Raw genomic sequence first — 15,041 nt, forward strand, 5'->3', positions numbered from 1 at the left:
TAACGGGTCCGCAGATGACAGGTGTCACGGGGAGGTCGTGACACCTCGACCAGGGCCAGGGCGTCGTACGACGACAGGCTGGGCGCATGACAACCCCAGCCATCCGCGCGACCGGGCTGCGCAAGGCCTTCCGATCGACCGACGGCACCCCCGTGGTCGCGGTCGACGCCGTCGACCTGACCGTCCGACCGGGTGAGATCGTGGCGTTCCTCGGGCCCAACGGCGCCGGCAAGACCACGGCTGTCGACATGCTGCTCGGCCTCACGGCGCCCGACGCCGGCACGATCGAGGTCTACGGCACGTCGCCGGGCGACGCCGTACGGCAGGGGCGGGTGTCTGCGGTGATGCAGACCGGTGGCCTGCTCAACGACTTCACGGTCGGCGAGACGGTCCGGGCGATCGCCGCGCTGCACGGGCGCTCCGACCGGGTCGAGGTGGTGCTCGAGCGCGCCCACCTCACCGACCTCGCCGCCAGGCGGGTCGAGGCGTGCTCGGGCGGTGAGCAGCAGCGGCTGAAGTTCGCGCTCGCGCTGCTGCCCGACCCCGACCTGATCGTCCTCGACGAGCCGACGACCGGCATGGACGTCGGTGCGCGGCAGGAGTTCTGGCAGGCGATGCGCGAGGACGCCGCGCTGGGCCGCACGATCGTCTTCGCCACCCACTACCTCGCCGAGGCCGACGAGTTCGCCGAGCGCACCGTCCTGATGAACCACGGCCGGATCGTCCACGACGCCGCGACGGCTGACGTGCGGGCGGCGTACGGCGGGCGCACCCTCACCTTCCGGCCGCCGGCCCAGGTGGTCGGCACCGACGGGATCGACGTCGACTGGCTGGCGCGGGTGCACCGCGCCCTCGAGCCCCTCGGCGTCACCGGCGTCGACGTCTCCGCGGCGAGCCTCGAGGCCGCCTTCCTCGCCCTGACCGCGGAGACGCCGGTCGACACCGTTCTCGAAGGAGCCACCCGATGAGCACCCCGACCCTCACCCATCCGCGCAGCGCGGACGGCGTACGCACCACGCCCCGGCCGGACATGCTCGCCTACGCGCGTCTCGACCTGCGCCGCCAGCTGCGCGACCGGATCGGGATGTTCTTCGTGGTCGGCCTGCCGACGTTCATGTACCTCGTCTTCGGGATCGGCTCCGACGACCCGGTCGGCAGCGGCAACGTCGGGATGTACGTGATGATCTCGATGGCCGCCTACGGCGCCGTCACCGCGACCACCAGCGTGGCCGGGAGCGCCGCGACGGAGCAGGTCATGGGCTGGGGTCGCCAGCTCGGGCTCACGCCGATGCGGCCGGTCGGCTTCGTGGTCGCCAAGGCCGGCGTCGCCATGACCGTGGCCGCGGTGCCGGTGGTGGCGATCTTCGCCATCGGCGCGGCCACGGGCGCGCGGGGCGACTGGTCGGACTGGCTGCTGTCGGGTGCGCTGGTGTGGCTCGGCTCCGCGCTCTTCGCGGTCTACGGCCTGGCGGTCTGCCTGGTCTTCCGCGGCACCAACGCGCCCGGCATCGCGTCGGGGATGATCGTGGTCCTCGCCTTCCTCGGCAACGTCTTCACGCCGATGAGCGGCTTCATGCTCGACCTCGGCCGGTTCACGCCCCTCTACGGCTACGTCGCCCTGGCCCGCTTCCCGCTCACCGACGGGTGGCTGCCCGTGGGTGGTCGTGACCCGCTGTGGCTGCCGGTCGCTAACGTGCTCGCGTGGACGGTGATCTTCGGGCTGGTGGCGCTGTGGGGCGTACGCCGGAGCCGGTCGCGCACGTGACCACCGTCGAGGGCGGGCAGCCGCTGCCCGACAACCCCTGGGAGAAGTGGGGGTGGGCCTTCGCCGCCATCTGGCTGGTGTTCCTCGCCTTCCCGGTCATCGCGGTCGTCGAGTCCGAGGCCGCGATGCCGGCGAAGGTCGTCACGCTGCTCTGCATCGTCGGCTTCGCCGTGGCCAACGTGCTCGGCTACTCCTCCCGCCTCGGGCCGTGGTGGGCGCTCGGCGCCATGCTCGTCCTGGCCCTGGCCACCGTCCCCGTGATCGGCATCGGGGTCATCTCGTTCACGCCCTACCTCGCGATCCTCTCGGCACTCCAGCTGCCGAGCCCGTGGTGGAAGTGGGCCGTCGGCGTCTGGGCGGCCTTCCCGCTGCTGTCGCTGCTCGACATCGACGGCTTCCCGACCTTCTTCTTCCTCATGCTATGGCCGGTCATGATCGGCGGCGTGATGCTCCGGCTCTTCGGCGAGCGTGAGTACGTCGCGAACGCCGCCCTCCGCGAGCACGCCGTGGTCATCGAGCGCGAGCGGGTGGCCCGCGACGTGCACGACGTCCTCGGGCACTCGCTGACCGCGCTCTCGGTGAAGGCCGAGCTCGCCGCCCGTCTCATCGACATCGACCCGGCCCGCGCCAAGCAGGAGCTGGAGTCCATCCAGGCGACCGCGCGCCAGGCGCTGGCCGAGGTGCGGGCGACGGTCGGCGGCCTGCGCGCCGGGAACCTCGAGGCCGAGCTGGCTGCCGCACCCCTCGTGCTGGCGGACGCCGGCATCACGGCGACGATCGACGGCACGGTCGCCGACACCGATCCGCGGCACCGGGCGCTGCTGGCCTGGGTGCTGCGCGAGGCCGTCACCAACGTCGTACGCCACTCGCGGGCGCGCGCGGTCGTCATCGAGCTCGGCCCGAGCGGCATCGCTGTGACGGACGACGGCACGGGGTGCGACGGCGCAGAAGGCAACGGGCTGCGCGGGATGCGGGAGCGCGTCGCCGGCGCCGGCGGCACCCTCGACGTCGGACCGGCCGCTCCCGGCACCCGGGTGGAGGTGGTCCTGCCGTGATCAGGCTGCTGCTCGCCGACGACCAGGCGCTCGTGCGGGGGGCGCTGGCCGCGCTGCTCGACCTCGAGTCCGACCTCGAAGTGGTCGCCCAGGTCGGCCGCGGCGACGAGGTCGTCGAGGCGGCTCGGGCGTCCGGGGCCGAGGTGTGCCTGCTGGACATCGAGATGCCGGGGCTCAACGGCATCGACGCCGCCGCAGCCGTACGACGCGAGCTGCCCGGCGTGCGGTCGCTGGTCGTCACGACGTTCGGCCGGCCGGGCTACGTCCGCCGTGCCATCGAGGCCGGCGCGTCGGGCTTCGTCGTCAAGGACACCCCGGCCCGGCAGCTCGCCGACGCCGTACGCCGCGTCCACGCCGGGCTGCGGGTGATCGATCCCGACCTCGCCGCGGAGTCGCTCATCGACGGACCGAGCCCGCTCACCGGTCGCGAGCGCGAGCTCCTGACGTACGCGCTCGACGGCTCACCGGTCTCGGCCATCGCCGCGCGGGTCCATCTCTCCGAGGGCACGGTCCGCAACCACCTGTCCGCCGCGATCGGCAAGACCGGTGCCTCCACCCGCAGCGAGGCCGCCCGGATCGCGCAGGAGCGCGGCTGGCTGTGAGCCGCGCCTCATTCGGTCGTCGACTCTGCGTCACGACTCGGGGGCAGCGCCGTCTCCTGTGCAAGGACGCACCGGGCGGACGGACAGGTGGGGCACCATGGAGACCGACAGCGCGACGACGTACGAACCCGAGAGCCTCTTCAGCGCCGCCTTCTGGCAGGCGTGCGAGCGCGAGGCAGCCCACCTGCTGCGAGGGCTGGCCGGCGCCGACGGGTAGGTCCGTCAGACGTCGCGGCGCTCCTCCACGTGGGTGGTCCTGGACCGCTGGGCGTTCATCACCAGGCCGAGCACGAGGGCGAGGACGCCGGCGATGACCAGGATCCAGCCGACGACCGTCGGGTCGACGACGTCCTGCACCGCGTCGGGGAACTCGTTGACCGCGAAGAGCAGGATCAGGCCGATGACGAGCAGGAGGATGCCCAGTCCGATTCCCATGACGACTCCTTCGTGAGGTGGTGCGTGGGGCGACCGCTGGGGGTCCGGTCGCTCCTGCCAGCGTAGGGGCGCGGGGCGGCGAACGCGTGGACCCCGCTCAGCGGGAGGTGTCGGGCCGTTCCCCTACCCTCTCCCCATGACCGATCCCGCGGCAGGCGCCGCGTCAGTGGCCGAGGCCGGGCGCACCACCGACCAGGACAGGCTCGCCGCCCTCGTCGCCATCTGGTGGAGTGCCGTTGACTCCTTCACCCGCGTGCTGGAGCACGTCGCCGACGACCAGTGGTCGACGCCGACCGACCTCCCCGGGTGGGACGTCCGGGCCGTCGCCGCCCACACCGCCCACCTCGAGGCGCTGCTGGCCGGGCGGCCGCACGAGGAGGTGGAGGTCGGCGACGCGCCGCACGTGCGCGGGATGATGGGGATCTTCACCGAGCAGGGCGTGCTGGCCCGGCGCGACGAGACCCCTGACGACCTCATCACCGAGATCCGGGAGTCGACCACCGCCCGCCACACCCAGCTCCTGGCCGACCCGCCCACCGACGCCTCGGCGCCCGCACCCGGCCCGTTCGGCGCGATCGGCTGGACGACCGGGCTGCTGCTGCGCAACCGGCCGCTCGACGTGTGGATGCACGAGCAGGACGTGCGCCGCGCGCTCGCGATGCCCGGCAACCTCGACTCCGCGGCAGCCGTCCACACCGCCGACTACCTGATGGAGAGCCTGCCCTACGTCGTCGGCAAGCGGGCGCAGGCGCCGGTCGGGTCCGTCGTACGCCTCGAGGTGACCGGCCACGCGCCGGTGACCGTCGCCGTCGGCGAGGACGGCCGGGGTCGTCGCGCCACGCCCGACGACGGCGAGCCGACCGTCACCCTGGCCATGGGTCGGGAGACCTTCGTCCTGCTGGCCGGTGGGCGCCGCGCCGCCGCCGCGGACGACGTACGCCTCACCGGTGACACCGGGCTCGGCGAGCGCGTCGTCGCCTCGCTCGGCGTGACTCCGTGAGCGGGGCCTGGACCCCCGCCGACATCGGCGACCTGACCGGCCGCACGGCCGTCGTCACCGGGCCGACGCTCGGCGGGCTCGGCTTCCACACCGCGCTCGAGCTCGCCCGCCACGGTGCCCGGGTCGTGCTCGCCGGCCGTACGCCGGACAAGCTGGGCGCCGCGGCCGAGGCCATCGCGGCCGAGGTGCGGGGTGCCACGACCGAGGCACTGGTCGTCGACCTGTCCGACCTCGCGTCCGTGCGCGCAGCGGGTGCGGCGGCCACGCGCTTCGGCCCGCTCCACCTGCTCGTCAACAACGCCGGCATCATGGCGCCGCCACTGCGCCGCACGACCGACGGGCTGGAGTCGCAGATGGCGACCAACCACTTCGGGCCGTTCCTCCTCACCGGCCTGCTGCTCGAGCAGCTGGCCGTGTCCGGCGACGGCCGCGTCGTGACGCTGTCGTCGCAGATGCACCGGGTCGCCCGGTCGGCCCCGGTGGGCGACCCCCGCGCGTCGCGCCGCTACAGCCGGTGGCACGTCTACGGCCAGACCAAGCTCGCCAACCTGCTCTTCACCTTCGAGCTCGACCGCCGGCTCCGAGCGGCTGGGATCCCGGTGCGCGCGTTGGCCGCACACCCGGGACTGGCCGGCACCCACCTCGCCGTCAACGGCCAGCTCGGCACCACCAGTGGCCTGCGGGCGGCGGTCCTCGACCGCGCGGTCAAGCTCGTCTCTCAGTCCGCCGAGGGAGGCGCCGCGCCGACGCTGATGGCCGCGGCCGCCGACCTGCCCGGGGCTACCTACGTCGGGCCGAGCGGTCCGGGCGAGGCCTCGGGCCCACCCCGGGTCGTCGGCTCCGCGCGACTGGCGCGCGACGAGGTGGCGCAGCGCCGGCTCTGGGAGACCAGCGAGGAGACGGTCGGACTGAGCTGGCCGCAGCCTCGGGGCTAGCGTCGGTCGCGCACGCGGACCAGGCCGGCCTTGGTGCCGAGGTAGGCCGAGCCGTCGCGCCCGAGCAGGACCGACGAGCCGCCGCTGTCGGCGAGCAGGCCCGTGCCGGTGCGCACGCCCCACCGCCGGCGGCCGGAGTCGGCGTCGATGGCCGTGAGGTACCACGCGCTGGCGCCCGTCATCGACGGACGCTTGGTCCAGGCGTAGAGGAGTCCGTGGGGGCGGCTGACGGCGGCACCGGAGGACGGGGACACGGCGTCGGTCGTCCAGGTGACCGCGCACCCGTCGTCGACCAGATCCACCCGGGCGACGCCCGCACCCGCGGTGAAGCCGAGCCAGGACCTGCGGGACGACGCGTATCCGGCGTCGTTGGCGACCACGACCCCCGCCCCGAGGTCGGCCAGCGTGCTGCGGGTGGCGCCCTTCCCCTTCTCGAAGACCGGCTTGCGGCACACCGTGCGTCCGTCATCGCGGGCGAGGAACCGGACACCCAGCCGGTCGTCCACCTCGTCGGTGATCGCGAGGGTCCCGCGGTCGAGCAGCACGGTTCCTGAGCCGCTGACGCCGTCGTACTCGCTGCGCCAGGTCGCCTGCGGGGTGCCGTCACCGCCTACTACGAGGCGGTGCACGGCCTCGTCGGTGACGACGTACGCTGCCCCCGGGTCGACCGCGACGTCGTGCCCGATGCGCTCACCGAGGTCGAGGACACCGACCTGGCCGGTGGCGGTGTCGAGGGTCCCGACGAGCCCGGCGCGGGACGCCCACCAGACGCGGCCGGAGTAGTCGGGTGCGACCGCGACGAGGCAGTCGCCGAAGGGGACGTAGGGCTTGAGGTCCCAGGTGGCGTCGGCCCGGAGGTCGGGCTCGCCCTCATGGGACGTCCGCACGGCGAGCACCGCGCGGTCACCAGTGGCGACCACCGCCCGGTCGGTGGCGTCGAGGTAGAAGGCCTCTCCGTCGCAGGCCTCGCCCTCCGGCACGTCGGGCAGGTCGTGGGAGGCCACCGGGCGCAGGGTCTCGGGGTCGACGACGCGAAGGGCGCGGCCCTCACCCGCGGCGCACAGCGCGACGAGCAGGTCGGTCGACGTCAGCTCGATGCGGCCGCACCGCTGGAGGCCGAACCACGACGTGTCGACCTCGGGCTGAAGGCCCAGCGGTCCCGGTCGGTCGGCGGGGTCGCCGGCGTCACTTGCGGAGCGGTGGGGGTTGGGCGGGACCTCCTCGGCCGCAACCGGGTGGGGCGAGGCCGGGCGTCCGACGTACGACGGACCGGCCCAGGCGCCGGGGGCGGGCGGGATCGGCAGCCAGCCGTCCGGGACGACCACGACGGCGAGACCGACGGCTGCGGCGACGCCGCCCGTCCAGGTCAGGGTGCGACGGCTGACGTAGGCGCGGTCCTGCACCCACCAGCGGACGCGTGGGACGACGAGGAGCGCGGCCGCGAGGACCAGGACGATCGGTCCCTGCGCGAGCCACAGCAGCAGCACCGCGCCGACCAGCCAGACCACCGGGCGACTGTAGGTGAGTCACACCCGTCCCATCGGGAGGCGCATCGAGGACCGCCTCGATGCGTGCGTCACACGTCAGCCAGTGGCAGACGAGGCAGACGGGGCCGCGGTGCGGTCACGGTGAGATCCGCGAAGACCCCGTGACCACCGCCGTTGCGCAGGAAGACGCGCGAGCGCCGCGGCGACGGCACGCGGGAGCGCGGAGCCTCGTGGATCGGGATGACGTCGGCGTCGCGGCCTTCGTCCCCCTCTGCCGCGGGCCGGGCGACCAACGAGCCCGTGAACTGCTCGAGCGACTTGATGCGGCCGGTGAGATCGATCCCCTGGGTGTCTCGGTCGTGCTTCATCGGCGGACTCCTTCTGTCCCCACCTGACGGCCCCCCACGGACCGCCTGACAGGCACACTAGGAGCGGCGCCGCCGCGCTTCCTTTACTCATGGAAGTCTGGGAGAAGCCTGCGGGAGACGGTCCAGACCAGGCCTGCCGAGTCCCCCGGATCCTTGACCGGCATCCGGGTCCTTGCGCCACGCGTGCACCGTGCAGGCAGTTCGGGCGTCCCGGCCCGGAGGCCACGCTCAGCCGCAGGGTCTCAGCCTCGAACTGCCTTCATGGTGCACGTCCGCGGCTCCCAACGTAGGCAGTTCGGCGCTCGGCTCACGCGCTCACGCTCGTCAGGCGGGCAGCGCGGCCGAACTGCCTACGTTGGGCGGGCACACCTGTGCCCCGGGTCCGGACGCACGAGAGCCGGAGGCCGTGCGACGCGTGTCGAACGACCTCCGGCTCGGACCGGCAATCCCCTGTGCTGCCGGTCTGGCGTGTCAGGTGACTGGCTGACGCACCGTGGACCCCACGTCCACGACCGTGCGCGGCCGGGGCACCGACGGCCGCGCCTCGGCGCTGACGTCGTACCCGGACGGCACGGAGCCGATGCGGATCATCGGGCCACGCCCGACGTGCCGGTCACCTGGGTGGTGCTGCTGGTTGTGCTCACGACAAGAAGGATGCTCTCGGCGCCGTTCTGATACATCCGTGTTTCTACCGAGGTCCAGACCACTCTCGCCGGAGCACGAGGGTGGCCCCTCGACGTGACGTCGTGGGGCCACGCTCGTGTGCCGAGCTGTCAGCGGACCTTGCCGACCTTCAGCGTGACGACCTTCTTGGTGCCGCCCGCCGAGAGGGTGACCTTCACCTTGATGACCTTGCCCTTCAGGGCCTTGGTGATCTTCAGCTTCGAGGTGGTCGCCCTCTTGATCTTGGCGCTGCCGGCGTACCACTGGAACTTGTAGCCGACCGTGGTCCGCATCTGTGCCAGCAGGTTCGCGACCTTGATGGTCTTGCCGACCTTCGGCTTGCCCGTCACCTTCAGGTCCTCCGCCACTGCCGTCAGCTGTGACGCTACGTCCGGTGCCGGAGCGGGCGCCGGAGCCGGAACCGGCGCAGGCGCGGGCGTCGGCGCAGGCGTCGGCGTCGGCGCGGGCGTCGGCGCAGGGGTCGGAGTCGGCGTCGGGGTCGGCGTCGGGGTCGGCGTCGGGGTCGGGGTCGGGGTGGGCGCAGCGACCACCGCGGCCGTCGCAGCCGACGTCGCCGATCCGGCCGTGACCCCACCACCGGACGCGGTCACCCGCACACTGATCCGCTTGCCCACCAGGGCGTCGGTCAGCGTGAGGGTCGACCCGGTGGCACCGGAGACATCCGTCCCGTCAGCCAGCCACTGATAGGCGAACGACGCACCCGCCGGCGACCACGTGCCCGCCACCGCCTGCAGCTCCTTGCCGACCTGCGCGACGCCGCTGATGCTCGGCGCGACCGTGTTCACGTAGACCGGCGCAGCGACCACCGCGGCCGTCGCAGCTGAGGTCGCCGATCCGGCCGTGACCCCACCACCGGACGCAGTCACCCGCACGCTGATCTTCTTGCCCACCAGGGCGTCGGTCAGCGTCAGCGTCGACCCGGTGCTGCCGCTGAGGGCAACCCCGTCGGCCAGCCACTGGTACGCGAACGACGCACCCGCCGGCGACCACGTGCCCGCCACCGCCTGCAGCTCCTTGCCGACCTGCGCGACGCCGCTGATGCTCGGCGCGACCGTGTTCACGTAGACCGGCGCCGCCACCACCGCGGCCGTCGCAGCTGAGGTCGCCGATCCGGCCGTGACCCCACCACCGGACGCAGTCACCCGCACACTGATCCGCTTGCCCACCAGGGCGTCGGTCAGCGTGAGGGTCGACCCGGTGGCACCGGAGACATCCGTCCCGTCAGCCAGCCACTGATAGGCGAACGACGCACCCGCCGGCGACCACGTGCCCGCCACCGCCTGCAGCTCCTTGCCGACCTGCGCGACGCCGCTGATGCTCGGCGCGACCGTGTTCACGTAGACCGGCGCAGCGACCACCGCGGCCGTCGCAGCTGAGGTCGCCGATCCGGCCGTGACCCCACCACCGGACGCAGTCACCCGCACGCTGATCTTCTTGCCCACCAGGGCGTCGGTCAGCGTCAGCGTCGACCCGGTGCTGCCGCTGAGGGCAACCCCGTCGGCCAACCACTGGTACGCGAACGACGCACCCGCCGGCGACCACGTGCCCGCCACCGCCTGCAGCTCCTTGCCGACCTCCGGCGTACCGCTGATGCTCGGCGCGACCGTGTTCACGTAGACCGGCGCCGCCACCACCGCGACCGTGGCAGCAGACGCCGCCGATCCGGGCGTGACCCCACCACCGGACGCAGTCACCCGCACGCTGATCTTCTTGCCCACCAGGGCGTCGGTCAGCGTGAGCGTCGCCGCCGTGCTGCCGCTGAGGGCAGCGCCGTCGGCCAACCACTGGTAGGCGAACGACGCACCCGCCGGCGACCAGGTGCCCGGAGCCGCCTGCAGCACCTCACCGACCCGGGCCGTACCCGTGATCGTCGGCGAGACCGTGTTCTCGTAGACCGGCGCAGCGACCACCGCGGCCGTCGCAGCCGAGGTCGCCGATCCGGCCGTGACCCCACCACCGGACGCAGTCACCCGCACGCTGATCTTCTTGCCCACCAAGGCGTCGGTCAGCGTCATTGCCGACCCGGTGCTGCCGCTGATGGCAACCCCGTCGGCCAACCACTGGTACGCGAACGACGCACCCGCCGGCGACCACGTACCCCGAGCCGCCTGCAGGACCTCACCGACCCGGGCCGTACCCGTGATCGTCGGCGCGACCGTGTTCTCGTAGACCGGCGCAGCCTCCACCGCGGCCGTCGCAGCCGAGGTCGCCGTACCGGTCTCCGCCTCAGCACCCGACGCGGTCACCCGCACACTGATCCGCTTGCCCACCAGGGCATCGGTCAGCGCGAGCGTCGACCCGCTGCTGCCGCTGATGGCAACCCCGTCGGCCAGCCACTGGTACGCGAAGGACGCACCGGCCGGCGACCACGTGCCCGGAGCCGCCTGCAGCTCCTTGCCGACCTGCGGAGTGCCGGTGACCGTCGGCGGGACCGTGTTCTCGTACGCCGCGACAGCAGCTGGAGCGAGCGATGCGTTCTTGTCAGAGGCAGTGGTGCCCACGCCGACCGCGACGTCGTCTGCCGTTGCCAATGACGGCCTGTCGTTCCAGAACTCGCCGACCCACTGGCCCGACTCATCCTCGAAACCGACCCGGTAGGTGCCTGCGGCCAGGCCAGTGAATGCGTACGAGCCGTCCTCGTCGGGGTAGGCCCACCGCACCTCCCGCCAGCCGCCGGAGCCCTGGCGGTACGCAGTCACACGCACGTCGGACACCGAGCCCGGGGCGGCAACGGTTCCGTCGATGGTCGATCCCCGGGCGAGCTGCACGTCCTTGCCCGTCACCGTGCCGCCGTCCAGCACCACGACGTCGGCCGCGGTCTCCGCCGACCAGGCGTCGTTCCAGTACTCAACGGCGTGCTTGCCGTCGTAGGTGAAGAAGCCGAGCCGGTAGGTACCCCCTGCCAGGCCCTTCAGGTCGTAGGACCCGTCCGGCATCGTGTAGGCCCACTTCACACCGATCCAGTCGGCTTCCTCGGCGTCCCAGGAGAAGGCGCCGACCTCCACGTCGGACAGCGGCGTGCCGTCCGCACCGGTGACCGTGCCGGTGATGCGGGCTCCCGACGCGAGCTGCGCGTCCTTGCCCGACACCGTCGCAGACTGGTCCACGACGATGTCCTTCGCGGTGGAGATCGAGGGTGCGTCGTCCCAGTACTCGGAGACGAAGCCGCCCTGTCCGCTGCTGGCGAAGCCGATCCGGTAGGTGCCGGCTCTCAGGCCGCCGAGGTCGTATGTCCCATCGGGGTTCGTCGTCGCGCCGAGACCGACCGACTCCCAGTACTCCCCGCCCGGCGCCTCGACGTATGCGCGGACGTCGACCCCGCCCACAGCCCTTCCGTCGGGGCCCGTGACCGTGCCGGTGATGTGCGCCCCGGAAGACAGCTGCGCATCCTTGCCCGACACCGTCTCGGACGCGCCGACAGCGATGTCCTCCGCCGCGTCCAACGACCCCGCGTCGTCCCAGTACTCGTCGACGTAACCGTTGGCGTACGGCGAGAACCACAGGCGGTAGTCGCCGGAGGTCAAGCCACCGAGGTCATAGCTCCCGTCCGGGTTGGTGTAGGTGGACCGTGCCCAGGACCAGTCCCCCTCTGCCCCGGCGCGCTTGTGGTAGGCCACGACGTTGACGTTCGCCAGGCCGGCACCGCCCTGGCCGGTGACCTTGCCTGTGATGCGGGAGGCGGTCGCCAGCTGGGCGTTCTTGCCGGTCACCGTCTCGGACGCACCTACGACAATGTCGGTGGCCGATTCCACGGTGGTCGCGTCGTTCCAGTACTCGGTGATGTGGCCGCCCTGGTAGGTGGAGAACGAGAGCCGATACGTGCCAGCCTTCAGACCCGCCAAGTCGTACGTGCCGTCAGCCCGCGTCTGCGCGCTCAACCCGACCGGGTTCCAGTAGTCCCACCTCGGATCCTCCTGGTAAGCCTGAACCGTCACGCCACCGATCCCGGATCCGTCAGGAGCGGTCACCTTGCCGGTGATGCGGGAGCCGAGGGCGAGCTCAGCGTCCTTGCCGTTCACCGTCTCGGACTCGCCGACCGGGATGTCGTTCGCCGAGGTGACCGTGGTGGCGTCGTTCCAGTACTCCTCGAGGTGACCGCCCTGCCAGTCCCGGAAGCCGATCCGGTAGGTCCCGGCCCGCAAGCCGCCCAGGTCGTAGGTGCCATCGGGACGCGTCTGGACCGACATGCCCGTCATGTTCCAGAAGTCCTGGCCGGCAGTCTTGGTGTAGGCGGAGACGTTCACGTTGGCCAGCGGAGCTCCGTCCGGGCCAGTGACCTTGCCCGAGATCTTGGACGCTGCGGCGAGCTGGGCGTTCTTGCCGCTCACCGTCGCGGACTCACCGACCTCGATGTCGGTGGCGAGCTCGACCGTCGGGGCGTCGTCCCAGAACTCTGCGAGGTGGTTGCCGCTCATCCAGCTGCTGAAGCCGATGCGGTAGGTCCCGGCCTTCAACCCACCGATGTCGTAGGAGCCGTCCGGCGTGGTGGATGACCCGGCGCCGGCCGGCATCCACTGGCCCGGCCCGATCTTCGTGTAGGCGGACACCGAGATGCTGGACAGACCGGTGCCCTCGGGACCGACGACCTTGCCGGTGATGTGCGAGGCCGCGGCGAGCTGCGCGTCCTTGCCGCTGACCTCGTCCGACTCGCCCACTGCGATGTCGGTGGCCACGTCGATCGTGGGTGCGTCGTTCCAGTACTCAGCGATGTGACCGCCACCCAACATCGTGGAGAAGCCGAGCCGGTAGGTGCCGGCTGTGAGGCCGCCGAGCGAGTACGTCCCGTCCGGGTTGGTCTGCGTCATGGCGACCGAGCGCCACCACTGCTGACCGGGCTCCCTCTGGTACGCCTGGACGGAGATCCCGGCCAGACCACCGTCGGCTCCCGTGACGGTCCCCGTGATGCGGGACGAGCGCGTGAGCTGCGCATTCGTCCCCGTCACCAGCTCCGACCCGGACAGCACGATGTCCTGCGCTTGCTGGACGGAGGACGCGTCGTCCCAGTACTCAGTGACGTACTCGCCGGAGTAGTTGCCGAAACCCACCCGGTACGTGCCGGAAGCCAGGCCGCCCAGCCGATAGGTGCCGTCAGCGTTGGTCGACGTCGACACGACCGGCGCCCAGTACCCCATCTCGGGCGCGAACCGGTAGGCCTGGACGCTGACGTTGGCGAGCTCGGCGCCGCCGGGGCCGGTCACCTTGCCGGCGACAGCAGCTCCCGTCGCCAGCTGCGCGTCCTTGTCGGAGACGGTCGCCGACTCACCCACGACGATGTCCTGTGCCGACTGCACGGTGGAGGCGTTGTCCCAGAACTCGGGGACGAGCTCTCCCTGCATCGGAGCGAAGCCGACGCGGTACGTCCCGGCGCGAAGGCCGCGGGCGTCGTAGCGACCGTCGGCGTCCGTCGAGGCCCACTGCACCGAGCTCCAGCCGCCCGTCTGGGACGGCTGGTAGACCTGAACGGCGACGTTGGGCAGACCGGCTCCATCGGGCCCCGTCACCCGGCCGGTGATGCGCGACTCGGCAGCGAGCACCGCGTCGCGGGCGCCCACGGTGGTCGCCGCGCCGACCTCGATGTCCGTTGCCGTCTCGACGGTCTGGGCGTTGTCCCAGTACTCGTTGACGTATCCACTCATGTAGCTGGAGAAACCGATGCGATAGGTGCCCGCGCGCAGGCCTCCGACGTCATAGCGTCCGTCCGCGTTGGTCTGCACGGGGGTGGACGTCGTCCCCCAGTAGTTCTGTCCCGGGACCAACTTGTAGACCTGCACGCCGACGTCCGCGATCGGAGTGCCGTCTGCCGAGGTCACACGACCAGTGATGTGCGAGGCGCTGGCCAGCTGGGAATCCCGACCGAGGATCGCGCTCGAGGCACCGACGATGATGTCGTCGGCGGTCTGCACAGTGGCGGCGTCGTTGAAGAACTCCTGCGCGTGCATGCCGGTGCTGTCCTGGAAACCGAGCCGGTAGGTGCCTTCGGGCAGTCCTGCCAACGTGTAGGAACCGTCTGCTCCTGTCGTCGCCCAGGCGCGCTCGCTCCAGTAGCCACCGGCGTAGTACTGGGACCATGCGGCAACGGAGATGCCCTCCAGCGCCTCACCGTCAGGACCAGTCACCCTGCCGGCGATGCTTGCGCCGAGGCTGACCGCCTGGTCGATCCCCGTCGTCACCGTGCCGTTGACGACATCCACGGGCATCGCAGCCTGCAGCGTGGCCGCGTCTCGGTAGTAGACGACGTTCGACGCGTTGATGTTGGTGCTGAAGCCGAGCTTGTAGGTGCCATCGGGGACACCGGTGAACTGGTAGCGCCCGTCCGACCCCGTGTAGCGCGTCTCCTGTGGCGCGCTCCCGCCGCCCATGAACACCCCGACGGCGACTCCCGCCGCCGGATCACCGTGCGAATCGGTGACCGTTCCACTGATGCCGCCGGTAAAGGCAGCATGCGCCGGGACACCCAGTACGAGCGAGATCCCGAGAGTCACAGCCGCGGTGATGACGAAGACGATGAAGCGATGAGTGCGACCCAAGGCGCGCAAGGACAAACCCCCGTGTAGGCAGCCCCCCTGGCCGCATCCGACGGAACGCTAGTGGGCGCCGATCACCGCGGAAGCGGAATGGTTGAAACCCACACCAAGGGGTGGGCTACGAGTGTGCGGACAGGCCCCGGAATCACCGAGAACCCCTCCGGAGAGGGGTTCTCGGGTCGTCCT

10 protein-coding genes are annotated in these 15,041 nt (G+C 71.9%); 6 read left to right on the top strand and 4 right to left on the bottom strand.

Annotation, left to right across the window (positions count from 1 at the left end; all coding sequences use genetic code 11):
- The first annotated feature begins 86 nt into the window (after positions 1 to 86).
- Genes HOO61_RS03065 through HOO61_RS03080 form a run of 4 tightly spaced genes read left to right on the top strand, consistent with a single transcriptional unit; the run spans position 87 to position 3,422 of the window.
- Positions 87 to 968, top strand: a complete 882-nt coding sequence (locus HOO61_RS03065; protein WP_172256807.1) for an ABC transporter ATP-binding protein — start codon at positions 87 to 89, stop codon at positions 966 to 968.
- On the top strand, positions 965 to 1,765 hold the full coding sequence (locus HOO61_RS03070) for an ABC transporter permease (protein WP_253941959.1): 801 nt from the start codon (positions 965 to 967) through the stop codon (positions 1,763 to 1,765). The genes HOO61_RS03065 and HOO61_RS03070 overlap by 4 nt, the downstream gene beginning before the upstream one ends.
- Positions 1,702 to 2,820 (top strand): sensor histidine kinase, encoded by a 1,119-nt coding sequence (locus HOO61_RS24760; protein ID WP_172256809.1) that lies wholly within the window; start codon positions 1,702 to 1,704, stop codon positions 2,818 to 2,820. Before HOO61_RS03070 ends, HOO61_RS24760 begins: the two co-directional genes overlap by 64 nt.
- Positions 2,817 to 3,422 carry a response regulator transcription factor gene (locus HOO61_RS03080; RefSeq protein WP_172256811.1) on the top strand — a complete coding sequence of 202 codons (606 nt, stop codon included), beginning with the start codon at positions 2,817 to 2,819 and terminating at the stop codon, positions 3,420 to 3,422. The genes HOO61_RS24760 and HOO61_RS03080 overlap by 4 nt, the downstream gene beginning before the upstream one ends.
- A 222-nt stretch (positions 3,423 to 3,644) precedes the next feature.
- On the opposite strand, the gene HOO61_RS03085 is transcribed toward HOO61_RS03080, so the two are convergent.
- A complete protein-coding gene (locus HOO61_RS03085; protein WP_172256813.1) occupies positions 3,645 to 3,857 on the bottom strand; it encodes a DUF6458 family protein in 213 nt (70 codons plus the stop codon).
- Between the two features lie 136 nt (positions 3,858 to 3,993).
- Between HOO61_RS03085 and HOO61_RS03090 the strand changes: the two genes are divergently transcribed.
- Positions 3,994 to 4,857, top strand: coding sequence for a maleylpyruvate isomerase family mycothiol-dependent enzyme (locus tag HOO61_RS03090; RefSeq protein ID WP_172256815.1), 864 nt, complete (start codon positions 3,994 to 3,996; stop codon positions 4,855 to 4,857).
- Positions 4,854 to 5,792, top strand: coding sequence for an oxidoreductase (locus HOO61_RS03095; RefSeq protein WP_172256817.1), 939 nt, complete (start codon positions 4,854 to 4,856; stop codon positions 5,790 to 5,792). The genes HOO61_RS03090 and HOO61_RS03095 overlap by 4 nt, the downstream gene beginning before the upstream one ends.
- Here HOO61_RS03095 and HOO61_RS03100 read toward each other — a convergent pair.
- The 3 genes from HOO61_RS03100 to HOO61_RS03110 form a co-directional block, all read right to left on the bottom strand.
- Entirely contained in the window at positions 5,789 to 7,300 is a 1,512-nt protein-coding gene (locus tag HOO61_RS03100; protein WP_172256819.1) for a hypothetical protein, read from the bottom strand. The genes HOO61_RS03095 and HOO61_RS03100 overlap by 4 nt on opposite strands.
- Before the next feature lie 68 nt (positions 7,301 to 7,368).
- Positions 7,369 to 7,647 carry a hypothetical protein gene (locus HOO61_RS03105; RefSeq protein WP_172256821.1) on the bottom strand — a complete coding sequence of 93 codons (279 nt, stop codon included), beginning with the start codon at positions 7,645 to 7,647 and terminating at the stop codon, positions 7,369 to 7,371.
- A gap of 773 nt (positions 7,648 to 8,420) precedes the next feature.
- A complete protein-coding gene (locus HOO61_RS03110; protein ID WP_367650072.1) occupies positions 8,421 to 14,813 on the bottom strand; it encodes a carboxypeptidase regulatory-like domain-containing protein in 6,393 nt (2,130 codons plus the stop codon).
- Between the last annotated feature and the right edge of the window lie 228 nt (positions 14,814 to 15,041).

The organism is Nocardioides sp. zg-1230 (genome assembly GCF_013155335.1).
GTDB lineage: Bacteria > Actinomycetota > Actinomycetes > Propionibacteriales > Nocardioidaceae > Nocardioides.